Origin of the sequence: Shewanella sediminis HAW-EB3 (assembly GCF_000018025.1) — a bacterium.
In the GTDB taxonomy this organism is placed as follows: Bacteria; Pseudomonadota; Gammaproteobacteria; order Enterobacterales; family Shewanellaceae; genus Shewanella; species Shewanella sediminis.
In genome coordinates, this window is record NC_009831.1 from 4,205,647 (window position 1) to 4,228,077 (window position 22,431).

The 22,431-nt window shown below is 45.3% G+C and carries 17 protein-coding genes and 8 tRNA genes; 6 read left to right on the forward strand and 19 right to left on the reverse strand.

Annotated elements, in window-relative coordinates; all coding sequences use genetic code 11:
• Nucleotides 1-65 precede the first annotated feature (65 nt).
• Nucleotides 66-485 (forward strand): GNAT family N-acetyltransferase, encoded by a 420-nt coding sequence (locus SSED_RS18040; RefSeq protein ID WP_041421785.1) that lies wholly within the window; start codon nucleotides 66-68, stop codon nucleotides 483-485.
• Here the strand turns inward: SSED_RS18040 and fliB are convergent.
• The 5 genes from fliB to hemA form a co-directional block, all read right to left on the reverse strand.
• Nucleotides 482-1,669 (reverse strand): flagellin lysine-N-methylase, encoded by a 1,188-nt coding sequence (gene fliB / locus SSED_RS18045; RefSeq protein WP_012143790.1) that lies wholly within the window; start codon nucleotides 1,667-1,669, stop codon nucleotides 482-484. The two genes, SSED_RS18040 and fliB, sit on opposite strands and share 4 nt — an antisense overlap.
• A 399-nt stretch (nucleotides 1,670-2,068) precedes the next feature.
• The gene (locus tag SSED_RS18050; protein ID WP_041421786.1) at nucleotides 2,069-2,914 is read right to left on the reverse strand and encodes a hypothetical protein; all 846 of its coding nucleotides are present in this window, start codon (nucleotides 2,912-2,914) and stop codon (nucleotides 2,069-2,071) included.
• 619 nt (nucleotides 2,915-3,533) lie between these two features.
• A complete protein-coding gene (gene prmC, locus SSED_RS18055; RefSeq protein WP_012143792.1) occupies nucleotides 3,534-4,376 on the reverse strand; it encodes a peptide chain release factor N(5)-glutamine methyltransferase in 843 nt (280 codons plus the stop codon).
• Nucleotides 4,377-4,431: 55 nt separating this feature from the next.
• Nucleotides 4,432-5,517, reverse strand: a complete 1,086-nt coding sequence (gene prfA / locus SSED_RS18060; protein WP_012143793.1) for a peptide chain release factor 1 — start codon at nucleotides 5,515-5,517, stop codon at nucleotides 4,432-4,434.
• Nucleotides 5,518-5,530: 13 nt separating this feature from the next.
• Entirely contained in the window at nucleotides 5,531-6,781 is a 1,251-nt protein-coding gene (gene hemA / locus SSED_RS18065) for a glutamyl-tRNA reductase (RefSeq protein WP_041421787.1), read from the reverse strand.
• A 271-nt stretch (nucleotides 6,782-7,052) separates the two neighbouring features.
• Here hemA and lolB point away from each other — a divergent pair, with 271 nt between their 5' ends.
• The 3 genes from lolB (at nucleotide 7,053) to SSED_RS18080 (ending at nucleotide 9,579) form a co-directional block, all read left to right on the forward strand.
• Nucleotides 7,053-7,709: a lipoprotein insertase outer membrane protein LolB gene (gene lolB, locus SSED_RS18070; RefSeq protein ID WP_012143795.1), complete on the forward strand. Its 657-nt coding sequence runs from the start codon at nucleotides 7,053-7,055 to the stop codon at nucleotides 7,707-7,709.
• Nucleotides 7,699-8,553: a 4-(cytidine 5'-diphospho)-2-C-methyl-D-erythritol kinase gene (gene ispE, locus SSED_RS18075; protein WP_012143796.1), complete on the forward strand. Its 855-nt coding sequence runs from the start codon at nucleotides 7,699-7,701 to the stop codon at nucleotides 8,551-8,553. Before lolB ends, ispE begins: the two co-directional genes overlap by 11 nt.
• A gap of 78 nt (nucleotides 8,554-8,631) precedes the next feature.
• Nucleotides 8,632-9,579, forward strand: a complete 948-nt coding sequence (locus tag SSED_RS18080; RefSeq protein WP_012143797.1) for a ribose-phosphate pyrophosphokinase — start codon at nucleotides 8,632-8,634, stop codon at nucleotides 9,577-9,579.
• 104 nt (nucleotides 9,580-9,683) lie between these two features.
• Here the strand turns inward: SSED_RS18080 and SSED_RS18085 are convergent, their stop codons facing one another.
• The 14 genes from SSED_RS18085 to SSED_RS18150 form a co-directional block, all read right to left on the reverse strand.
• The gene (locus SSED_RS18085; protein WP_012143798.1) at nucleotides 9,684-10,016 is read right to left on the reverse strand and encodes a thioredoxin family protein; all 333 of its coding nucleotides are present in this window, start codon (nucleotides 10,014-10,016) and stop codon (nucleotides 9,684-9,686) included.
• A 113-nt stretch (nucleotides 10,017-10,129) separates the two neighbouring features.
• On the reverse strand, nucleotides 10,130-11,443 hold the full coding sequence (locus SSED_RS18090) for a winged helix-turn-helix domain-containing protein (protein WP_041421788.1): 1,314 nt from the start codon (nucleotides 11,441-11,443) through the stop codon (nucleotides 10,130-10,132).
• A gap of 198 nt (nucleotides 11,444-11,641) precedes the next feature.
• Nucleotides 11,642-14,002: a multiheme c-type cytochrome gene (locus tag SSED_RS18095; protein ID WP_150104361.1), complete on the reverse strand. Its 2,361-nt coding sequence runs from the start codon at nucleotides 14,000-14,002 to the stop codon at nucleotides 11,642-11,644.
• Nucleotides 14,003-15,037: 1,035 nt separating this feature from the next.
• Nucleotides 15,038-15,112, reverse strand: a tRNA-Gln gene (locus tag SSED_RS18100).
• A gap of 23 nt (nucleotides 15,113-15,135) precedes the next feature.
• Nucleotides 15,136-15,220: transfer RNA gene (locus tag SSED_RS18105), tRNA-Leu, on the reverse strand.
• Between the two features lie 106 nt (nucleotides 15,221-15,326).
• Nucleotides 15,327-15,401: transfer RNA gene (locus SSED_RS18110), tRNA-Gln, on the reverse strand.
• Nucleotides 15,402-15,451: 50 nt separating this feature from the next.
• A tRNA-Leu gene (locus SSED_RS18115) sits at nucleotides 15,452-15,536 on the reverse strand.
• Nucleotides 15,537-15,629: 93 nt separating this feature from the next.
• A tRNA-Met gene (locus SSED_RS18120) sits at nucleotides 15,630-15,706 on the reverse strand.
• A 17-nt stretch (nucleotides 15,707-15,723) separates the two neighbouring features.
• A tRNA-Gln gene (locus tag SSED_RS18125) sits at nucleotides 15,724-15,798 on the reverse strand.
• A 50-nt stretch (nucleotides 15,799-15,848) separates the two neighbouring features.
• Nucleotides 15,849-15,933: transfer RNA gene (locus SSED_RS18130), tRNA-Leu, on the reverse strand.
• A gap of 121 nt (nucleotides 15,934-16,054) precedes the next feature.
• Nucleotides 16,055-16,131, reverse strand: a tRNA-Met gene (locus SSED_RS18135).
• 714 nt (nucleotides 16,132-16,845) lie between these two features.
• A complete protein-coding gene (gene ychF / locus SSED_RS18140) occupies nucleotides 16,846-17,937 on the reverse strand; it encodes a redox-regulated ATPase YchF (protein ID WP_012143801.1) in 1,092 nt (363 codons plus the stop codon).
• Between the two features lie 177 nt (nucleotides 17,938-18,114).
• Nucleotides 18,115-18,699 carry an aminoacyl-tRNA hydrolase gene (gene pth, locus SSED_RS18145; protein ID WP_012143802.1) on the reverse strand — a complete coding sequence of 195 codons (585 nt, stop codon included), beginning with the start codon at nucleotides 18,697-18,699 and terminating at the stop codon, nucleotides 18,115-18,117.
• Nucleotides 18,700-19,003: 304 nt separating this feature from the next.
• Complete coding sequence (locus SSED_RS18150; protein ID WP_012143803.1) at nucleotides 19,004-20,212, reverse strand: FAD-dependent oxidoreductase; 1,209 nt, start codon at nucleotides 20,210-20,212, stop codon at nucleotides 19,004-19,006.
• A 299-nt stretch (nucleotides 20,213-20,511) separates the two neighbouring features.
• Here SSED_RS18150 and SSED_RS18155 point away from each other — a divergent pair, with 299 nt between their 5' ends.
• Both SSED_RS18155 and miaB read left to right on the forward strand, forming a co-directional pair.
• Complete coding sequence (locus tag SSED_RS18155; protein ID WP_012143804.1) at nucleotides 20,512-20,829, forward strand: hypothetical protein; 318 nt, start codon at nucleotides 20,512-20,514, stop codon at nucleotides 20,827-20,829.
• A gap of 95 nt (nucleotides 20,830-20,924) precedes the next feature.
• Entirely contained in the window at nucleotides 20,925-22,349 is a 1,425-nt protein-coding gene (gene miaB, locus SSED_RS18160) for a tRNA (N6-isopentenyl adenosine(37)-C2)-methylthiotransferase MiaB (RefSeq protein ID WP_012143805.1), read from the forward strand.
• Nucleotides 22,350-22,431 lie beyond the last annotated feature (82 nt).

The following is a 22,431-nucleotide window of genomic DNA, read 5'->3' on the forward strand; positions in this document are numbered from 1 at the left end:
TGCACTTATCACATAACCAAACCTAGTTTATGCTGTGCACAAGATTAATCAATATGGAAAAGCTAATGACCCCGACTTTCACACACGACAACAGTAAAGAGTTTGCCAACACCGTCGAAAATAAGATTGCCGAGTTCAACTGGCAGAACTGGGAAGTCTCAGAGCGTCTCCCCCTGGGACTCAAACTCGAAGACGAAACAGGAGAGTTATTGGCAGGCTTCTCGGCCCGGACATTTGGCAACTGGTTGCAGATAGACAACCTATGGGTGAGTGAGACACTAAGAGGGCAGAACATAGGCAGTCAACTCTTAGCCAAAGCCGAGGCCATTGCCATCGAGCGCGGCTGCATCTTCGCCATCCTCGACACCCTAAACTTCCAGGCCCGCCCCTTCTACGAAGCTCGTGGTTACACACTCCAATGGACCCAGGAAGCCTACCCCAAAACCGGCTGCAAATACTTTATGGTCAAGAATCTGGGGGCTTAAGCTCTACCGTTGGTTTTCAGCAGGCTAACTACAGCTTCAACGCCTGAAAAAGCGGATTGTTCCATGATGCTTGTGACTGATTTTATAAAATTAGGCTTGTGCTGGCGCACCACATGGTAAACCTGAAAGCACAAAACAATATCATGCTCATTCAAGCCATTGTGCTTTGCAGCCATAACGGCAAGATAGCAGCGCAACATAAAGCAATCGAGCACCAACAAGTTGAACGCCGACAGGGGGTTATTGTCCGCAGTCATGGGGAATTGAAGATGATAGATATAGTAGAGCAGATAACGGCTAAACAGGTCCGCATGTGATGTCAGTGCAGGGATGGCAATATCATTCCAGGCGCTATTAATGCTCTCCATATTCAGCTGACCCTCTCCATCTGACATGGCCAGAATGGCATCGTTTAACTCACCAAACCTTGGGCGGAAACGTCTGGGGTGCTCGTCACAACACATGGTGTGCACTGAAAGGAAGGTATGTAGCTGGTGCTCAGGAATATAGGGGAGTGATTGAAACGCCAGTCGAATCTCTCCCTCTGCGGCCATATGAGACAGCTGCGCGAACGTATCGTCCAGCAGCTCCGGTGCAGCCTGCTGTTTAGATACGCTACCGGCGTAGTTGATCAGCAAACCTATGGCAAGCAGTGTCTCCTGCCAGTTTAAATTGTCATCGAGCAACAAGTCGATACTATAGTCATAAGCCTTAGCGGCCCACTGTGGCACGGGCCTGGACAGAACATCCTGTTCTGTCTCGTTGCTCTCAAAGATAAACCCATCCACACCGAATAATATCTTTCTGGCGGCCTCAGGACATGATAATGAAAGGCTTTCGAATCGATCATCCCCTCTCACCCTGGAGATCCTGGGGTAACTCCTGCAGGTGTCACTGAGCGCATCCTCTCCCGCCTGGGCATGGATCTTACACAGCATGTTCTCTTGCAGAAACGGGCACCTTCCCTGCTCGTCAAACCGGATAACAGCCCAGTCATCATCCTTGTTATTAAGTAACTGCATCGATCCTTCTGCCAGACTCTTCAGCTGTGGGTGCAGTATGATCTTTTGATAACTCTGCTTATCGACATGAACCGACCAGTCGATACAGCAGGAGTCTTCGCAGTCGGGGCCAATACAGCTAAACTCGCCGACATACCCGGGTCTGATAATATTGCTCGCCACAGATGTTACTCCTTCAACACGGCCTTCAGATTAGCCAATCCACGCTCAAAGCTGAAAGCTATTATCCAATTCATCTCTTATGTAAGTGTCTCAGACTATAGGGTAATTTCTCTGCTAACAAGTGTAATCGAACACAGTTTGGATTACTTGTCTGATAACAAGTTTCAAATATCTTTCATTTATTCTTCTGACTTAGTGGTTTTTTAGATCGATATTGGATGGCTAAGTCCGGAAATGCCAGGAAGGCTGTTGTGGTTAGCCCCTAATTAAGTGACCAATTTAACTAGGCCAATACACCTCACTATTTGAAAGCTGCTAATATCCATTCTAACTGTATGAGAGAAACAATCGGCACAAACTATACACGGCAAGCAGCACCTACTACGTAACTCGTAGCATTCATTGAACAAAACCAGATATTAGTTGTTTATGCTTGATCAGAACTTCTTTATCTCCGCTTTGAAGATCTAGAGAAAAAATATGAGATGTTTCCGAAACAATCCAGTGATTAACTCTAGCTGGAAAAATAATCTTTTGACCGTTTGGTATAACAATCGGAGTCCCAATGTCGAAAAAGTCCAAATCACGAGCTATATGATTATCATTGCTGGTGTTTTTTTCTAGTAAAGCGTAGTTTCCAATCTGCATGTTGTACGAAATCAATCCCCCCTTCTCTTTTGAAAACATCACAGGCACAAGGTTGGCTGAGATAGTGATGACTTTCTGGGAATTGAAGCTATAGAATTGAAGGTTGTTCTTATTAGATAAATAGTACAAACCATCAGTAGAGGGAACCAAATATTGTAAATTCACATCTACATCAACTAACCGACTATGAGTCAATTCATTTGACTCGGAAAGTAGGGTAGCTATAAGATTTTGCCGTTTATTCAATTTATCATATTGGCTAAAAAACAGCTCATTACCAACTACGAATGGGAAGACTCCTAAGCCAACGTCTTTTATGTCCGATGGCAATCTACTGAAAATTTTCATGTTGCATCGCCCCAATATTGAACATTCCGAGAAAATAAACTGATGACTGTTTAACGACGCTACGCTCATGACATAATTATTTTTGTCAGAGAGATAAAGAGTCTCAAGTTGGCTGGTTTTAAAATTGTATGAGAAAATGCCTTTAGCGTAATCACTAAAAATCAAAATACTTTTCTCTGGTTCGCTTGAAATAGCGTAATAAGAAAGGCTTCCAGAAAAAATAACTAATAGCACACTGAGTATCCGCATTCATTTCCGTCCTTTGATTCTAAGGGGTGATAGTCCGATACCACGTCATCAATGCTGTACCTAAAGTGAATATTAATAAATCAACTTGGCACCAAATACGTCAGAGTGAAGATTCTGGCTGGCGTATAAAACCATGGCCAAAAAAGGTTGATCATATATGCCTATGATTAGATAAATTTATACGATTGGCAATGGTTTATAGTTCGTTTCGGGGCATTTCTTGTTAGCAAAAGAACCTAAATCGAAGAGAAAACTTTCTTGTGAATCAGCAAGTGTGGATGCGTCTGAGGGTATCGAAAACAGGGACGTTTTCGTTAAGCGGCCAGGGATGGCTTCACAGCGTCCCGAAGAAGTATCTACACATTAGGCGAGCCGCAGGCTATAAGTCCATATTGAAGATACGGCCTTCAAACACACACTCAAATACCAATGAACCAAAAAAGAAATGTAAATCTACCTTCATTCCAAGGCTAGCTAGTTTTGTCGTGCGACAAACAAAAACGCCATTGGTATAAGAAATACCAATGGCGTTCGAATTCATTCAGCTAAAAGCAACACCAGTCGATGCCGCGGCACTCTTCACCTTAAAGAGACAACCTTGGGGATCAACCCAAGCTGGCTATCTTGGCCAACGCCCCAACGTACAGCGGTCGTTACTGCCAAAGTCCCGCACTGTGGCGACATTTTCATATCCCAGCTCGATCATCTTCTTTCTGAGCTGTATGGCTTGCTGATAACCATGCTCGAGCAACAGGTAACCGCCGGGAGCGAGATAATCTCTCGCACATGAGGCGATATGATAGAGATCCGCAAAGCCCTCTTCTCCAGCCGTCAACGCGCTTTGAGGCTCGAACCTGACATCGCCCTGGCTCAGGTGTTCATCTGTTTCATCTATGTAGGGCGGATTAGAGACGATTAAGTTGAAATCATAACAGGCAACTGAGTCGAACCAGTCACTCTGTACAATCTCGACCTGTGGAAGCTTCAGGTGTGCTCGATTAGCCTTAGCCAGAGCCACCGCTTCGATGATCTTATCGACCGCAGTGATCTGCCACTCTGGCTTCTCATAGGCCAGTGAGAGCGCAATAGCCCCGGTTCCGGTGCCTAAATCTAATACCCGGGCACTGTCAGCCAGTGGTAGATTCAATGCCGTTTCGACTAAAATTTCGGTATCCGGTCTCGGGATTAACGTCGTCGGGTTGACCATAAATGGCAGAGACCAAAATTCACGTTCTCCGACGATATGCGCAATAGGTGTACCCAGGAGGCGTCTGGCAACCATCTCGCCAAAAGCCGTCACCTGATCCGATGTTAATCGCTCATCAGGCCAGGTATAGAGATACCCGCGTTGCTGATGAATGATATGCAGTAATATCACCTCGGCATCAAGTTTTGGCGTATCTGAGATTTTATGCAGTTGAGATGAAGCCCACTCGAGGGCCTCGACTAGAGTCTGGTACAAAAGCGTTCCTTAATTTGAAACCTTGTTAAAACAGCCAGAAAGAGTAATTAAATCATTACTCTTCTGATAATGCGGCTAGCATATCTGCTTGGTTTTCTAGCATTAAGGGCTCGAGGATTGCGTCGAGTTCACCTTCCATCACTTCATTTAAACGATAAAGTGTCAGGTTAATTCGATGCTCACTCACACGACCTTGTGGGAAGTTATAGGTACGAATTCGCTCTGAACGATCACCACTACCTACAAGATTTCGGCGAGTGCTCTCTTCGGCGCTACGACGCTTTTCATCTTCTACAGCTTGAATACGGGCTGTAAGCACACTCATCGCTTGAGCACGGTTCTTATGCTGTGAGCGCTGGTCTTGACACTCAACGACAATACCTGACGGGATGTGAGTAAGGCGGATAGCCGAATCTGTTTTGTTGACGTGCTGTCCACCGGCGCCCGATGCTCTGAAAGTATCGACTTTCAAATCGCCCTTATTAATTTCAATGGCTTCTGATTCAGGAATTTCAGGCAAAACAACAACGGTACATGCAGAGGTGTGTACGCGGCCTTGAGACTCTGTTTCTGGCACACGTTGAACTCGATGTCCGCCAGACTCAAACTTCAATTGTCCGTATACGCCTTCACCGCTGACTTTAGCAATGACCTCTTTAAAGCCACCATGTTCACCTTCGTTGGTGTTCATCACTTCTAACTGCCAGCGCTTACTTTCAACGTATTTGCTGTACATGCGGAACAGATCGCCGGCAAAAATAGCCGCTTCATCGCCACCCGCACCTGCACGAATTTCAATAAAGCAGTTGTTATCATCATTAGGATCTTTTGGAAGCAGCAGGATCTGCAGCTCATCTTCAAGCTTTTCTAACAGTGACTTAGCTTCTTTCATCTCTTCCTGAGCCATCTCTTTGAGCTCAGGATCATCATCACTAGCCATCTCTTTCGCCGCTTCAAGATCTTCTGTAGCTTGCTGGAAAGATTTAAAGCTTGTGACGACATCTTCGAGTTGAGAATACTCTTTTGAGAGTGCACGAAAACGCTCCTGATCGGAAATAACACCCGGATCACTGAGTAGAGCTAACACTTCTTCGTTACGCTCAAGCAAGCCTTCTAGCTTGCGAATGACACTGTCCTTCATTAAAACGCTAACCTTAGTTTTTATCTAATCCGAGCGCGGTTCTAAGCTGGCCAATGCTATTCAAATCACCTTGGCGGCTTGCAACAGTCAATGCTTGAGTCGGTGCGTGGATCAACTTATTAGTTAGCTTATTGGCCAGTTCGAGTAGTAATTTCTCACTGTCTCCGCCCTGGGCTAACTTATTGATTGCACGCTCAACCAGCTCATCTTTTATAGCCATACTCGCTGTACGGTATTCACGAATGCTGTCGACCGACTCTAAGGAGCGGACCCATTCCATGAAAAGATGCGATTGTTCTTCAGCAATTACTTCCGCTTGCTCGGCAGCCTCTCTTCGCGAGGCCATATTCTGTTCAATAATGCTTTGCAGGTCATCCACTGTATAGAGGAAGGCATCGTCCAGCTCTGCTACCTCGGCTTCAATATCACGAGGAACAGCTATATCAACCAACAACATAGGTTGATGACGACGCTGCTTAAGCGCTTTTTCTACCATGCCTTTACCTAAGATAGGTAGCGGGCTTGCGGTAGATGATATCACGATATCGGCCTGCGGGAGATAATCAGGTATCTGTTCCAGCGTAATTGCCGTCGCACCGAACTCTTCACACATGCCTTCTGCACGTGAAAGGGTACGGTTTGCAACCACCATAGAGTCGACACCATTATCTTTCAAATGCCGTGCAACCAGTTCTATGGTCTCACCGGCACCGACAAGCAACACTTTTGTGGTACTCAAGGATGAAAAGATATGCTTGGCCATACTCACGGCAGCAAAAGCGACAGAAACGGCGGCAGCGCCGATCTCTGTTTCAGTTCTAATCTTTTTTGCTACTGAAAATGTATTTTGGAAAAGCCTGTCCATGGTAATCGCGACGCTACCCGCCTCCTTCGCCTTAACGAAAGATTGCTTTACCTGGCCTAAGATCTGAGGCTCACCAAGAATTAGAGAGTCGAGACCTGAAGATACACGCATTAAATGCTGTGCAACGGCTTGGCCTTCAAACTTATATAAGCAAGGCTCGACGTCTTCGTGGGAGAGTTGGTGATACTCTTCTAACCAACGAATAACCTCGGCCTCATCACCAGTGTTGGTGTAAAGCTCAGTTCGGTTACAGGTTGATATGATAACAGCTTCTCCGGTCTTGGTACGACTCGCCAGACTTTTCATAGCATCATGAATTTTGTCTGGTGAAAACGCTACCTTCTCACGTAGGTCGACCGTGGCTGTTTTATGATTAATACCGATTGCTACAAGGCTCATCTGACTCGTTCTGGTCTCTAGGCATCTCATTTATTGTCAGCCATTCTACTGAATTGAGTGAACTAAAAACAGAATATGCTTAACAAAACCGAATAATAATCTCAGTTCTTATCCATTTTCACAATTAAGGTCATCGAATTTACGCCTCTAAAGACGCTGACAGGAGAAGGTCACAAGCTTGATTGGCTGCGCCTTACAGTATATTTTACGATTACCATTGGTATTCTTATCAAGCCCTCGTATCATATGAAGTCGTTAATATCAGTAATAGATGAATAATTTGAGCTACCTCACAAAAATACCACTCATCTGGGTGCTGTTAAGCGTAACTTTGCTTTCAGCCTGCTCCGTAGCGCCACCGGAGAACTTCATTCCGGTACAGGTCGATGACGTCTCAAATGCTCAGGCATGGGAGATGCAGGGAAAACTTGCAGTAAGAACCAGCAAAGACAAATTCAGTACGAATCTCTACTGGTTTCATACCGATAAGAAAAATGAATTAACGCTCACCACTATGTTAGGCACAACAGTACTTTCTTTAACGACATTAGAAGGCGAAGCTCGCTTAGAGGTTGATGGCAAGGTCTATCAAGATAAAGATGCTCAACGGCTCCTCACCAGAGTGACGGGCTGGTCGATTCCGGTCGATGCGCTTCCGCTATGGATAACGGGGCGACTCAGTGATGACGATGAACTGCTCGTTCAAGATGAGCAACAAAGACCGATGAAACTAGCAACACAAAATCCACCACCTTGGGAAGTTGAGTTTATAAGCTGGCAACAACAAAGTGGTGCTGAATTACCCCGATTACTACAACTAAAAAGAGAGGACCTGCGCCTAAAAATACAGATCAGCCACTGGCAAGCCTTGTCAGCGGCCCACTTATTGCCTTCGAATCAACCAGAAGAGCGCTTAAATGAGCAATAAATTATCACAAGGCTGGCCCGCTCCGGCCAAACTCAATCTTTTTTTACACATCAATGGTCGCAGGGCGGATGGCTATCATGAGCTGCAAACCCTTTTTCAATTTATCGACTACTGTGATTACCTCGACTTCAAGGTCACCGACACATCGAGCCTCAAATTGCACTCTAATATGGGCGCTGCTGTCGCCGATAGCGATAACTTAATTCTGCGTGCCGCAAAATTACTGCAACAGGTATCCGGCTGTGCCAAAGGCGCTGAGATCTGGCTTGATAAACGACTCCCCATGGGGGGAGGTATTGGTGGTGGTTCATCCGATGCCGCGACAACATTAGTCGCACTGAATCACCTTTGGAATACCCAATTAAGTAAAGATAAACTGATGGCGATAGGATTACAACTCGGTGCCGATGTCCCTGTTTTTATTAATGGTTTAGCTGCCTTTGCCGAAGGTGTCGGTGAAGAGCTACAAGCGGTTTTCCCCACAGAGTATTGGTACTTAGTGCTGATCCCAAATGTACATGTTTCTACCGCAGAAATATTCCAGGATCCTGAGTTACCTCGTGATACACCTAAGCTTGATATCGCCTCATTAATGAATGGTAGCTGGCAAAATGACTGCCAGTCATTGGTAGCAAAGCGCCACCCTCAAGTTGCCAAAACACTGCTCTGGCTGCTAGAATATGCGCCGTCCAGAATGACCGGAACAGGAGCATGTGTTTTCGGGGAGTTCGAACAGCAGCAGCAGGCCTTAGATGTTTTGGCGAAATTGCCGAGCGATATGACAGGGCTTGTGGCGAAAGGGGCAAATACATCATCTTTAGAGCTGAGATTAGCTCAGCTTTAAACACAATATCCTGGGGTTATAGCTTGTATTCATTAACTCCAGCCACTAAAAATAAAGCATACGCCTGAGGTTGACACAGTGCCTGACATTAAACTTTTTGCTGGTAACGCTACACCTAGTCTCGCTAAGAAGATAGCCGATCGTCTATTTTGTAAACTTGGAGACGCAGCCGTTGGCGTTTTCAGTGACGGCGAAATCAGTGTCCAGATAAACGAGAATGTACGTGGTGCGGATGTCTTTATCATTCAATCTACTTGTGCACCAACTAACGACAACCTAATGGAACTTATCGTTATGGTTGATGCGTTACGTCGTGCCTCTGCAGGACGTATCACTGCAGTTATCCCTTACTTTGGCTATGCTCGCCAAGATCGTCGTGTTCGCAGTGCTCGTGTACCTATTACCGCTAAAGTCGTTGCCGACTTTTTGTCTAGCGTAGGTGTTGACCGTGTATTGACTTGTGACCTACACGCCGAGCAGATCCAGGGGTTCTTCGATGTACCTGTAGATAACGTATTTGGTAGCCCTGTGTTACTGGAAGATATGTTAGCTAAGAATCTTGAAAACCCGGTTGTGGTTTCTCCTGATATCGGCGGCGTTGTTCGTGCACGTGCCGTAGCTAAACTACTCGACGATTCAGATCTGGCCATTATCGATAAGCGTCGCCCACAAGCGAACGTGGCTCAGGTCATGCACATCATCGGTGATGTTCAGGGACGTGACTGCATCATCGTTGACGATATGATCGATACCGGCGGTACGCTTTGTAAAGCAGCTGAAGCATTGAAAGAACATGGTGCAAACCGCGTATTTGCTTATGCGACTCACCCAGTATTCTCAGGCAATGCAGCTAAGAACATCGCTGAATCTGTTATCGATGAAGTGATTGTCACCGATACGATTCCATTGAGCCCTGAAATTGCAGCACTCGATAAGGTTTCTCAATTGACTATGTCGTCTGTAATGGCTGAAGCGATTCGTCGCGTTAGCAATGAAGAGTCTATCTCTGCGATGTTCAAGCATTAATCGCTGATATATATCTAGAAAAATGCACTCAGATGAGTGCATTTTTTTTTGCCAGCTGTTTAAGTTTTAAATCAGGGTACGGAAAGAGAGAGTGTCGCGACTCATTAATAAGCCTCTATCATATCCAGCAAGTTTGTAATGGTCTGTATCCCATAAACAGGCTTGGATATCACATCACAGTTGATTGCCACATAGGCAGGTACGGTGCGAATACCTAACTCGGCTGCAAGTGTTTGACAGAGTTTAGGTTCAGCCTTAACGACCGCTGCCTTACCTTCCAGCTCAAATGCCGTGTTGATAAGTGTTCCCTCCATGGCTCTGCAGGGGGCACACCAATCGGCTGAAAAACATAGCAATATATAAGCATGGTTTAACTTGAGCGTCGCCAAAGCGTCGGCGTCTTCGAGGTGAATAATCGCACTTGGAAACTGAGTCAAAAAATCATCCTAAACCGACTAATGCCGGGCTCTTATATAACTAAACGAAGCGCTATCCAAATCACTTAGGGAAAGCCCTCTACACAACTCGACCGACAGGCTAAATGACTATCCTATAGCGTCACTTCTACCCTATGGGCCCATACCATAGTATCGCCCCAAAGCGGCAGCATCCATACCCCGCTATTGGCATCCTGATAAATCTGCCTCAGGATCTGAGTTTCATTGCTTAGCACCGATTTACGTATCTCACGGTAGATGGTCGCCGACTCTTCGGATATTGCATCCGGGCTTGTAAAACTGACATTCTCAGTATCGAGCAGAAATGACTTCACCAGCTGACCATCGACTGTCTTTTGCTGCATCTTAAACTCACCGCTGAACTGATAGCGCATAGACACATGTCGCAGCAGATCGTCTGTGATACAGGCCGCCATTACCAAAGTCCCACGGGCCGGAGATTGGTACACCAAAGACAGACGAACATCTGCTCGAACCACATTCTTACTGGCACCATAATAATAGACATCGGCCCGATATATATCTTCTACCAACCCCTGAGACGGGTTCTCAAACTTATCCAGCAAAATTTTGTTATAGGTCACCTGCTCCATACGCAGCTTAGTGTCACTGAGCCACTGCAGATCTAATGGGGAATAGGTATTTCTATCTCTGACCAGGTTCAGGGGCTGGGTATCTTTACACTCCCCTTCGTACTGATTACAGAGCGCGACCGACTCATAACGATTGTTGTCGTTGGCAAAAATTCGCGTTAGCAATTCATTGCCAAACACTTTATCAGTGTTGGACCAGCTGCCGATAAAGTGAGACGCACTGCGATGTTCATCAGGCTGATCCTCTAACCTGAGTTGACTCAGTTTTACTTTTTGCCCGGCAAGCTCTGTCTCTGCATTCAAGATTGACGCCACCCCGGGTTGAGCGAGCAGAGCCAGATAATTTACCGTTTGTTTTAACTTACCGGAGAAATGTAGACCAGCGAGGAACACAAAAAACAGCACGACTGCGAGCCAACGCCAATAACGGCTCAAGTGGTTAACTGCAGGCGAAGCATTGCCCCCCTCAGATTGTGGTACGGACTTTGGCAAGACCAATTCATCACTTTCAATCACGCACAGGCTATAGCCATATCTGGGAATGTTTTTAAGCTCTATATCATTTTGGGACTCTAATTTACGTCGCAAGGTACTGATGCACTGTGTCAGCGATGAGGGCGCGACCAAACGTCCGGGCCAGCCGGCTTCATTAAGCTCTTCCTTACTGACAACGTCACCAATGCGCTGGGCCAACAACTTGATGATCTCCAGTTCGGCCAGAGACAATGGACTGCGGGAGTGATTACTCTCATCGAGCAACTCTCTTGACTCCAGATCAATCGAAAGATATTTAGATAACTTCACCATATCCATCCTCGGCTCATTACTCTCTTTAGTGATACTTAAGCGATTATTAAGCATTATATTATATTGGAATGAATTTCATTTAAGCTTGATGCCCCTCCGCATTCGGCAATGAAATCAAGAAAAAATGTGAACCTACCTGCACTCAGCAAAAAAGACCCTGGTCAAAAGACCAGGGCCAAGATGGGATTGCAGGGTGGAGCTTTTTTACTTCAGACCATGAACCTCTTTCAAATTGGTCAGGTCGTGACAGACTGCACAAGACTCTTCGCCTGTGTACTGGCCAAGTTCGACACCGAACTGAGCCCCATTTTGCTTCATATGACTGACCACATCTTTCCGGACTTGACGGCGATCTTCACCCTCTGTCGCAGCGCGCTTGCCATGACAGCTCAAACATACGGCGGCGGTAGGCGATACAAAAGCATCTGCAACCGCATCGACGGCATAACGCTTGTTACCGCTGGTGTCTTTACCATTTGCAGGGTCCAGACCGTCATAGGTATCCATGTAGTCAAGATCCAGCGCTAGCGGCTTACGACCCACCAGGTACTTGGCATCGAAGCTGTCTGCGATATGACACTTGGCACAGTTTGCCAGATCTGCCGAGTACTCAACATTACGCTTCCAACCTTCACCACTTTGGTTAGCACGGTTGTTAGCATGCATAGCATGGATCCATACCTTCTGATCAGGATGACTCATAGTCAGCTGCTCAACGTAATCCTCATCACCTTGCTTGGTTTGCGAATTACGTATGACCTGAGTAGGCATATTGTTGGCGTTATGACAGGCCAGACATTCTTCACCGGCATTCGATGCAGTAGTCCAGTCACGCTCGCCGCGTGGCATCAGATTCTTCATCATAATCATTGGATCCAAAGCACCATCGCCATCGGAATCGACCGAGCCCGAAGCACAAGTGGTACCGAAGTAGGTACTATCGTTCTTGACCACAGAGTGACAGCTACGACAGTTAAGAGTCATCTGTACGAAGCCATCTTCTGAGGTAGTCGTACCATGACAATCACCACACAGCTCATTGGTCACGATCTGACGACGTGGACGCTCTTCCAGCATGCCTTCCTTATTGAAGAAGTGTTGCCAGTTATAACCAGCCGCACCGTTACTCCAATCAGTTTTGCCATCACAGTCCTGGATTGTTTCACCATCTTTGTCGATACAGAACCAGATACGCGGCGTCACCATGCCGTAACTATCGTTCAAGTCACCATCGAAGTCATCCTCAAGATCGAATGGACCAATTTCAAACGTTGTCTTACCATTTTCATAGTTAAGCACGATTGGCTCATCAACATAACCCGGGAAGTTTTCTTTGTTGGTATGAACACGCAGTACCTTACCACGCTCCATGCCCATATCCTGGCCACCCCAGTTGATATAGAACTCGGCGTAGTACATGTACTTAACCAAATCTAACTGCTCATTACGCGTGATGCCATCTTTGTCCAGAATGTCGACTGTCAGCTGTACATAGCCAGTCTTATCGGTATCCAGGTTGGCGTCGATGTTGGCTTTTGCTTCCGGAGCATCAACCATCTTGGCTTCGGTCACGGTCAGGTGAAGATTGTTACGGCGCTCGTTTTGTCCCTTATAGGTAGACAAATGCACCATCTCGAGGGTATCAGGCGTGTGACAATTGGCACATTGTGCATTGTCCTGATACGGCCAGTGGCCAACGCCTTCCTTGAAGTTGACGTCTGTATGACAAGTAATACATGTTTCTTGGGTAGGTACGCTCTTCCAGTTGGCGTAATCTGTCGCCTGCTCATTTTCAGAGTGACAGTTATCACAACCACCGACTGGTGCTGAGATAACACCTATGTGAGCCTTATGAGCCAGCATTGGGAACACTTTTTCACTGCTGCTGACCTTGTTGTCTGTATGACAAGATACACAAGTCTCCACTTCAGTGTAATGTCCGCCATGAATGGTAAAATCATCATGACAACTTTCACAGTTCTGGTTGTTGACCACATTCTTGGTGTACAGAGGGGTTTCGCCCTGAGCACGGAAATCATAGTTCATATTGGCGTAAGGCAGCTCTGAAGCCCCTACTTTTTCACCACCGGTATTGACCATCAGACGCAGTGTCTTGTCATCGTTGATAGTAAATGCTGGCTCAGCAGTCACATCTTTAAGGAAGTGGTAATTATAAGTACCGTCACCATTATCGGTCAGCGTGCCACACTTGGCATATTTGCTGTCCGGACACGATTCTGAGCTCAGTAGTTTCCAGTTATTGGCATCACCATTTTCGCCTTCCTCAAGGCCGGAGAGCATAAAGCCGAAATGGCTCAAGCCAACGACAGGTAAGTCTTTCTCATTGGTCACCATAAAAGTGACAGCAGAGTCACTGGCGATGGCCACCTTTTCGACTGTCACATTCAAACTTTGCGCACTGGTTGCAACAATAATGGCCGGAGTACCTGGCGTGCCGTCATTGCCATCTACTCCATCTTTACCATCATCGCCACTACAGCCGGAAAGTGCCAGACCGATTAATGTTGCTAATGTAGCAACCTTCATATCGAATCGTTTCATCATATCCCTCACTCACTTTTATTGATGCCCTCTAATTTGGGGCAGAAGAAATGTACCTAAGTGACTGGAAATAAAGTGTGACTAGCACGGTTGCAATTAACTCGAAAGTAATCAACGAGAAACAGAGCACAAAAACAAGACAAAACGATAACAATTTGATGGGAAAGTAAAGATTAAATGATCCGCACTTGTTACAGATGGGTTTCTTTTGCTTTTTGAAGTGTGATTGTTAGCACATAAAGCGCTCACAAAAGCTAACAAAACGCTGAATTATTACCAAAGCGTAGGAATTATCTCCATTGTGCAGTGAATGCCCGATAGCTTATGCCTCTACATATTGTGCTGACGGGCTCATATTGAAACGGTTCAGCTCGATTATCTGCATTTTTAGAAAACATTACTTAAGCCAATTTTAGGTGTTACTTGCTCAAGGTTATGCATTTGATACTGGATTAACGAGCTTAAATCCAGCACTACTATGGCCTTCACTCGTTGCAAATAGGGGGTGTGAATACCTATATTGCATGGCTATGGATATAGGTAGTACGGGACGAAGGTAGAATAATGCACGACTATCATGGTCTATTTTGTTCCATACAAAATCAGACATTTCCTCCACAGACCCATAGGGATATGGGAAATGTCTTTAAAGCGTATGGAACGCTTAAGACCATGGAGAGCAGATACAGGAGGTTGAGCGAAGCAAGACAGAAAGGATTCAGGAGGTACAAGCCCAGAGATGGGACAAGGAACAATGGTCGAAAGTAGCGCATCTAGCTGTTATACCATGTATATCTACAGGTTCGACCTAATAATAGTCCTACACATCACTCTCAGAGCTAGCTCGTTACCGATTAGAATAAGGACAAAATAAGGGGATAAGCTGGTATGAAGGGCTTATCATTTAGCGTGATTAGCTTAAACGATTGGGCGCAGAAGTTTATTTCAGATACAAAGCCAATTTCATTCCATCCATGGGAAATTCGCATAAATGTTCCAGACACAAAAAAGCCCGTCATAAGACGGGCTTTCTGTGTATGGCTGGGATACCAGGATTTGAACCTGGGAATGCCGAGATCAAAACCCGGTGCCTTACCGCTTGGCGATATCCCAATAATACTTTTTGAAAAATTCGATGGTACGGGAAGAGAGACTTGAACTCTCACACCTTACGGCACCAGAACCTAAATCTGGCGTGTCTACCAATTCCACCACTCCCGCATCGAACTTCCTGACAAGTTACCTTGTCTATTCATCTTTATAATGTACAACAATCAGATTGTCACGTCACTATTAAGACAAGGTCAATAAATTAACCTTTTAAAAATGGCTGGGATACCAGGATTTGAACCTGGGAATGCCGAGATCAAAACCCGGTGCCTTACCGCTTGGCGATATCCCAATTAAACAGTCTTGCTAATAATAAGCCTAAGCTCATTACTTTAAAATAAATGGTACGGGAAGAGAGACTTGAACTCTCACACCTTACGGCACCAGAACCTAAATCTGGCGTGTCTACCAATTCCACCACTCCCGCACTGCATCTGGTTTTACATCTAGATTAAGATGGTAGCCATATCGCCGGGACTAAGTTCCGACTGCTACGCCTCAGTTTTACATCTAGAGAAGATGGTAGCAATGGCGGGACTTGAACCTGCGACCCCAGCATTATGAATGCTGTGCTCTAACCAGCTGAGCTACATTGCCAACGTTTTCCAAATTAATGGCTGGGATACCAGGATTCGAACCTGGGAATGCCGAGATCAAAACCCGGTGCCTTACCGCTTGGCGATATCCCAATTAATCTTTCTTGCTAATAACAAGCCTAAGCTCACTACTTTAAAATAAATGGTACGGGAAGAGAGACTTGAACTCTCACACCTTACGGCACCAGAACCTAAATCTGGCGTGTCTACCAATTCCACCACTCCCGCACTGCATCTGATTTTACATCCTGATAGAAGATGTTTCTCGTTTTACATCTGAGAAGATGGTAGCCATATTGCCGGGACTAAGTTCCAACTTGCTACACTTCATGTTTTACATCTTGAAAGATGGTAGCAATGGCGGGACTTGAACCTGCGACCCCAGCATTATGAATGCTGTGCTCTAACCAGCTGAGCTACATTGCCATCGTTTCTGTGTCCCTCTTGGTGAGGAACGGGGCGTATTATGCTTATTCAGAGTATTTAGGTCAACCGCTTTTTTTCTCTATTTTAAACTAATCCTCCTGTTCGGCTATAACTTCACCAAAGTGAGCGCCAGATGCACAAATATAGCCTATTCTTCTCGATTGATGCAGTTAAACACCGTCTTCAGGAGCAAAATTCTCTCAGATAAAAAGCAGAATAACCAGAAAAACGCCCAATATTACGTATCAAGATACGGCTAAATAACCGCCTTTTGATAAATAGCCTCGTCATTTACACCTTCTACTGCTGGCTAAGTAGCCAGCCTGTGATACCCCCCTCTTAATAGAAAAGCTGAAATTTGGAAAAATAGAGATTTTGCTGCTGGTTTAGAGATACCCGAATGGCAGATGTGAAGATAAAGCATAGGTTGAGCGAGGTTCTGGATGGGGAAATATCCCCGAACATCAATTTCACTGTGATTGAATGAACCTCTGGCTAACGGGGAGCTCTGAAATTGGTGACCTACCGAAAATGATACCGGCACTTCTATTGATGTTCTCGTGCTCCCTCCTCTTATATAGCAGCTATTGCTACCAGCGTTGAAATGGGTTTTCCATTGCTTGAAAACAAAAATGGCCCAATTTTGCAATTGGGCCATTCAATTAACTCACGCTATAACCTGCTATATATTGATAGCAAACCTATAGAGATAGCTTATACGTTAAATAGGAAATGCATCACATCGCCATCTTTAACTACATATGTCTTACCTTCTACACGTAACTTACCCGCTTCTTTTGCACCTGACTCACCTTTATAGGTAATGAAGTCTTCATAGGCCATAACTTGTGCACGGATAAATCCACGCTCGAAGTCAGTATGAATGACACCAGCGGCTTGAGGAGCCGATGCGCCAATAGGCACAGTCCATGCGCGTACTTCTTTTACACCAGCGGTAAAATAGGTTTGTAGAGTCAATAGGTCGTAACCTGCACGGATCACACGATCTAACCCAGGCTCTTCAAGACCAAGATCTGCCATAAACTCTTCACGATCTTCTGCGTCCATCTCTGCCAGTTCAGATTCAATGGCTGCACAAACAGCAACAACAACGGCATTCTCTTGCGATGCGATTTCACGAACGGCATCGAGGTGCGGATTGTCTTCGAAGCCATCTTCAGAGACGTTAGCAATATACATCGTTGGCTTAAGTGTCAGGAAGTTCAAATAATCTACCGCTAACAGTTCCTCTTTTGAGAGATCCATTGAGCGCAACATATGACCTTCATCCAGTACCGGACGCATTTTTTCTAACACAGACACTTCAAATTTAGCATCTTGATCGCCACCTTTGGCACGCTTAGCTTGGCGCATAATGGCGCGTTCACAAGAATCAAGATCCGCTAAAGCAAGTTCAGTGTTAATCACTTCAATATCGGCAACTGGCGAAACCTTGTTAGCCACGTGAACAATGTTGTCATCTTCGAAACAACGTACAACATGACCGATTGCATCAGTTTCACGGATATTCGCCAGAAATTTGTTTCCTAAGCCTTCACCTTTTGATGCTCCAGCAACCAAGCCGGCAATATCCACAAATTCCATTGTGGTAGGTAAAATACGTTCTGGGTTTACAATCTCAGCCAGAGCATCTAAACGCGCATCAGGTACAGGAACCACACCGGTGTTAGGTTCAATAGTACAGAACGGGAAGTTTGACGCTTCGATGCCAGCCTTAGTTAATGCATTAAATAACGTTGATTTACCTACGTTTGGCAGGCCCACGATGCCACATTTAAAACCCATATTTTTACCTTTAATATCAATAGTAAACCAGCAGTGTCACTGCCGATTAAGTTCTTATAAGAGCCACGCTAAGCAGCTCCATCAATTTCTTAAACTTTTTAGCTTAGTTTTTATTCATTTTTGCAGATAAAAAACTAATGCCTGAACAAGCTACACCGGAGAAAAAATGCCCCGGAGCTAGCCTTTGAAAGAGTGCAATCTATGCATTGCTTTCGCCATATCTTCATTAAATAGCAACTCAGTCGACCTCACGGCTTCATCAATCACCGTTTCTATCAAGGTTTGTTCTGATGCCGGCGCTTTGCCTAATACATAATTGCTCACTTGATTTTTATCACCAGGGTGACCAATACCGATCCTGAGTCGATAGAAACCTTTATTGTTGGCAAGCTTAGCAATAATATCTTTCAGGCCATTATGCCCGCCGTGACCGCCACCAAGTTTAAACTTAGCTACGCCGGGTTGCATATCAAGCTCATCATGAGCAACCAGGATCTCTTCAGGCTCTATGCGAAAAAAGTTGGCTAAAGCACCGACCGATTTCCCACTTAGGTTCATAAAAGTTGACGGGATGAGTAAACGAACATCTTTCCCGTGCAATGTCACTCTTGCTGTTAACCCATAATATTTGCTATCTGCTACGAGCGTGGCACCGCACACTCTCGCCAACTCTTGTACGTACCAAGCCCCCGCATTGTGCCTGGTCTGAGCGTATTTATCGCCAGGATTTGCGAGCCCAACTATCAGTTTAATGTTACTCATTTAGCCTATTCTTTCATTCCGCGAGTGAACTTGTCACAAAGAAAAACGCGGCATTTTAACACTCAATGCCCGACTCAACAAATAATGAGCAAAAATCTTCTATCGGATAGGTAAAAAGTAGGGAGTTACAGAGCAGAGGATCACTTGCTATCGACTATCTTACGGCTACAATTTTGCGACTAACTATATGAGAGTAGAGCGAAGAGCGGCCACTGATAGCGAGTTCACTATCAGTCAGCCAAGGCTCTGTTGAGTTTCAAGACCTATAACTTAAGTTTCATTTTACTAACAGTCGAAACCCCGTTTACAAACCCAAGGCATACTTAAGCACATACTTTTTCACAGGAGAGTCTATATTTGCCACTTTTAATGCCGCATTACGCAGCACCTTTAATGGCAAAAGCTCATTACTAAATCCAGCATAGAAGAGATCCATTGCCGACATCATCAACTGGTTATCTTTATAACGGCTTTCTTGATATGAACGTAATGCCGGTTCTTCCCACCAAGGTTCGCCTTGGCTTATTTTTTCTGAAACAGTTGAGATCAACGCATCGACATCTTTAAAGCCAATGTTAACCCCCTGCCCGGCTAGTGGATTAATCGTATGCGCCGCATCGCCCAGGATAACCAGATTGTCGGTGAAATAAGATTGCGCATGACGCCTCGTCAGCTTAAAACTGCCTTTTTGCAAAACTTCAAACTGTCTGTCCAGACGCGCTGGAAAGTGCTGTTTTATCTGTTGTGCGAGAGCCGTATTACTTAATTGCGCTAGCTGCGCAATGCGACTCGCATCGTCATACCACACCAAAGAGGCATTATTTCCCGGCAAAGGCAGAAGAGAGCGAGGTCCTTGAGGGGTAAATTGCTGCCAGGTCACATCCTGTTGAGCGCAATCTGTCTTGATGTTAATTAACATAGCAGATTGTGCGTAATCCCAGCCCGTCAAACCTATTCCAGCCCAGGTTCTTACCTGAGAGTTTGCCCCATCGGCGCCGACAAGTAATTTAGTATCGAGTGAGACACCATTATCTAATGTTACTGTCACTCCCTCTTCCAGGCGAATAAATTGCTCAACCTTGGCCGGACAAAAGAGTTCAATATTATCAAATGAGTCAAACTGCTCCCAAAGCGCAAGCTGTATCAGTCTATTCTCAATAATATGACCCAGATATGGAACACCGACCTGGTCCGCATGAAAGCGAGTGATGAAACCATCTAACTCCCAAGTCTCTAATCCAAGATAAGCGGCTCGACGCATCACGCTAAGACTCTTAAGCGCCCCAAGGCGTTCGAGTAACTGCTCCGATGCCAGACTCACAGCAGACACCCTGATATCTATAGGCTGTTCACTGCTATATGGCTTAGGTGCATAGGCTTCAACCACAGCAACATTGAGTCCCTGTTGTGCCAGCCCTATGGCCGCAGCGGCGCCGACCATCCCTCCACCAACGATGACAACATCTTTTTTTACAGCTTTCATTTGAGACTGACTCACCAGGGTTTCATCCATACTATTTTATGTCTTTGTTTATAATTATCTGATTCAAATGATCCAAAAATCCACATTTATTACTAAATTCTCGGAGCGCTGACTTAGCCACTGAGGTTGAATCGCCGATATCGAACTGTGTTTTACCCGCTAAATCCCCTACTGCGAGCAATAAGCGTGTCAATATTATTTAATTAAGTATGCAAATGTTGCTATATCCACTTTAACTCACACCTGCTTACAAACAGTAGAATTTAAATACAGCTTCTTACTTTACACTCAGTCTTCAAACCAAAGCCAATGGAATGAGTGAGAATATTATGAAACTAACAACATCTCTTACCTTACTAGCAATCAGCCTATTACCATTATCGATTCAAGCTGCACCGGCCGACAAAACCGCCGAGAGTGAAACTATGGAAGTGATTACTGTAATCTATAGGACACCTTTTGATTATGCCTTACATCAATATACCACGGAATTATTGAGCCAATTCAGAATTCAAATCCAAGCCGACATTTATACTCAAGCGCGTGCCAGCTCACTTAAAATGGCTGAATCTCAACAACCTATAACTGCATGGAACACACCCTACACGACAAAAGAGGTCGCTGATAAGTGGGTTAGATCAGAATGATTTCCAATAAAAAAGTGCAAAAGCTAGCCACTGGGGTGCTCAAGAGGTAAAATGTCGCGCTATTTTTCCCGTGGTTCCAAGAGTGACGCAAACAGATGAGTAAAAAACTCCATATTAAAACCTGGGGCTGTCAGATGAATGAGTATGACTCATCTAAGATGGCTGACCTGATGGACGAGTACGAAGGCTATACCTTGACAGAAGAGGCGAGTGAAGCAGATGTACTGCTGCTGAATACTTGTTCGATTCGTGAAAAAGCCCAAGAAAAAGTGTTCCATCAACTTGGACGCTGGAAAAAACTGAAAGAAAAAAATCCCGATTTAATCATCGGGGTTGGTGGATGTGTTGCGTCCCAAGAGGGCAAAGTTATCAAGGAGCGTGCTCAGTGCGTCGATCTGATCTTTGGTCCACAAACATTGCATCGTCTTCCAGAGATGATCGACCAGATCAGAGATGGCGGAAAGGCAGTGATCGATATCAGTTTCCCTGAAATTGAAAAGTTCGACAAACTCCCCGAACCTCGCGCCGATGGTCCAAGTGCGTTTGTTTCAATTATGGAAGGTTGCAGTAAATATTGCTCTTTCTGTGTTGTGCCTTATACGCGTGGCGAAGAGGTCAGTCGCCCTCTCGATGATATTATCCTGGAGATAGCTCAACTCGCTGACCAAGGCGTTCGCGAAGTTAACCTGTTAGGGCAAAACGTTAACGCTTATCGTGGTGCGACTCATGATGATGAGATCTGCACCTTTGCAGAGCTACTTCGTTACGTTGCTGCCATCGATGGAATCGATAGACTCAGGTTTACCACGAGTCACCCTATCGAATTCACTCAAGATATTATCGACGTTTACGAGGATACACCTGAACTGGTCAGCTTCCTTCACCTGCCGGTACAATCTGGATCAGATCGCATTCTGACTCAGATGAAACGTGGCCATATGGCTATCGAATATAAATCAATTATTCGACGCCTCAGAAAAGCACGTCCGGATATCCAGATAAGCTCTGACTTTATCATTGGTTTTCCGGGTGAGTCTAAACAGGACTTCGCCGATACTATGAAGCTCATTGAGGATGTGCAGTTCGATCACAGCTTCAGCTTCATCTACAGTGCCCGTCCAGGCACGCCCGCAGCCGACCTCCCGGATGATGTGACCTTAGCTGAAAAGAAAGAACGTTTGGCTATCTTGCAAGACCGGATTACTCAGCAAGCCATGCGTTATAGCCGTCAAATGCTAGGAACAGTTCAACGAATTTTAGTCGAAGGGCCATCGGTGAAGAATCCGATGGAGCTTAGAGGCCGCACAGAAACCAGCCGAGTAGTGAACTTCGAAGCCGATCCAAAACATATAGGTAGCTTCGTCGATGTCGAAATTGTTGATGTTTACACCAACTCATTGCGTGGCACCTTTGTCCGCGGGGAAGATGAGATGGATCTGCGCCGCTCACTCACACCATCTGACATTCTTGCTAAACATAAGAAAGACGATGATTTAGGTGTCACTCAATACATCCCATAATATTGAGATATTGATTAAGAAGGCGGCACTATAATGCCGCCTTTTTTTGCTTTCATCTTAGCTTCAATCAGTTTAGTCACCT

What these genes read in the sequence shown, in the direction of transcription:
- SSED_RS18040 (WP_041421785.1), top strand. Translation starts at nt 66, where the DNA reads ATGACCCCGACTTTCACACACGACAACAGTAAAGAGTTTGCCAACACC.
- SSED_RS18050 (WP_041421786.1), bottom strand. Translation starts at nt 2,914, where the DNA reads ATGCGGATACTCAGTGTGCTATTAGTTATTTTTTCTGGAAGCCTTTCT.
- prfA (WP_012143793.1), bottom strand. Translation starts at nt 5,517, where the DNA reads ATGAAGGACAGTGTCATTCGCAAGCTAGAAGGCTTGCTTGAGCGTAAC.
- hemA (WP_041421787.1), bottom strand. Translation starts at nt 6,781, where the DNA reads ATGAGCCTTGTAGCAATCGGTATTAATCATAAAACAGCCACGGTCGAC.
- lolB (WP_012143795.1), top strand. Translation starts at nt 7,053, where the DNA reads ATGAATAATTTGAGCTACCTCACAAAAATACCACTCATCTGGGTGCTG.
- ispE (WP_012143796.1), top strand. Translation starts at nt 7,699, where the DNA reads ATGAGCAATAAATTATCACAAGGCTGGCCCGCTCCGGCCAAACTCAAT.
- SSED_RS18090 (WP_041421788.1), bottom strand. Translation starts at nt 11,443, where the DNA reads ATGGATATGGTGAAGTTATCTAAATATCTTTCGATTGATCTGGAGTCA.
- SSED_RS18095 (WP_150104361.1), bottom strand. Translation starts at nt 14,002, where the DNA reads ATGATGAAACGATTCGATATGAAGGTTGCTACATTAGCAACATTAATC.
- ychF (WP_012143801.1), bottom strand. Translation starts at nt 17,937, where the DNA reads ATGGGTTTTAAATGTGGCATCGTGGGCCTGCCAAACGTAGGTAAATCA.
- pth (WP_012143802.1), bottom strand. Translation starts at nt 18,699, where the DNA reads ATGAGTAACATTAAACTGATAGTTGGGCTCGCAAATCCTGGCGATAAA.
- SSED_RS18150 (WP_012143803.1), bottom strand. Translation starts at nt 20,212, where the DNA reads ATGGATGAAACCCTGGTGAGTCAGTCTCAAATGAAAGCTGTAAAAAAA.
- SSED_RS18155 (WP_012143804.1), top strand. Translation starts at nt 20,512, where the DNA reads ATGAAACTAACAACATCTCTTACCTTACTAGCAATCAGCCTATTACCA.
- miaB (WP_012143805.1), top strand. Translation starts at nt 20,925, where the DNA reads ATGAGTAAAAAACTCCATATTAAAACCTGGGGCTGTCAGATGAATGAG.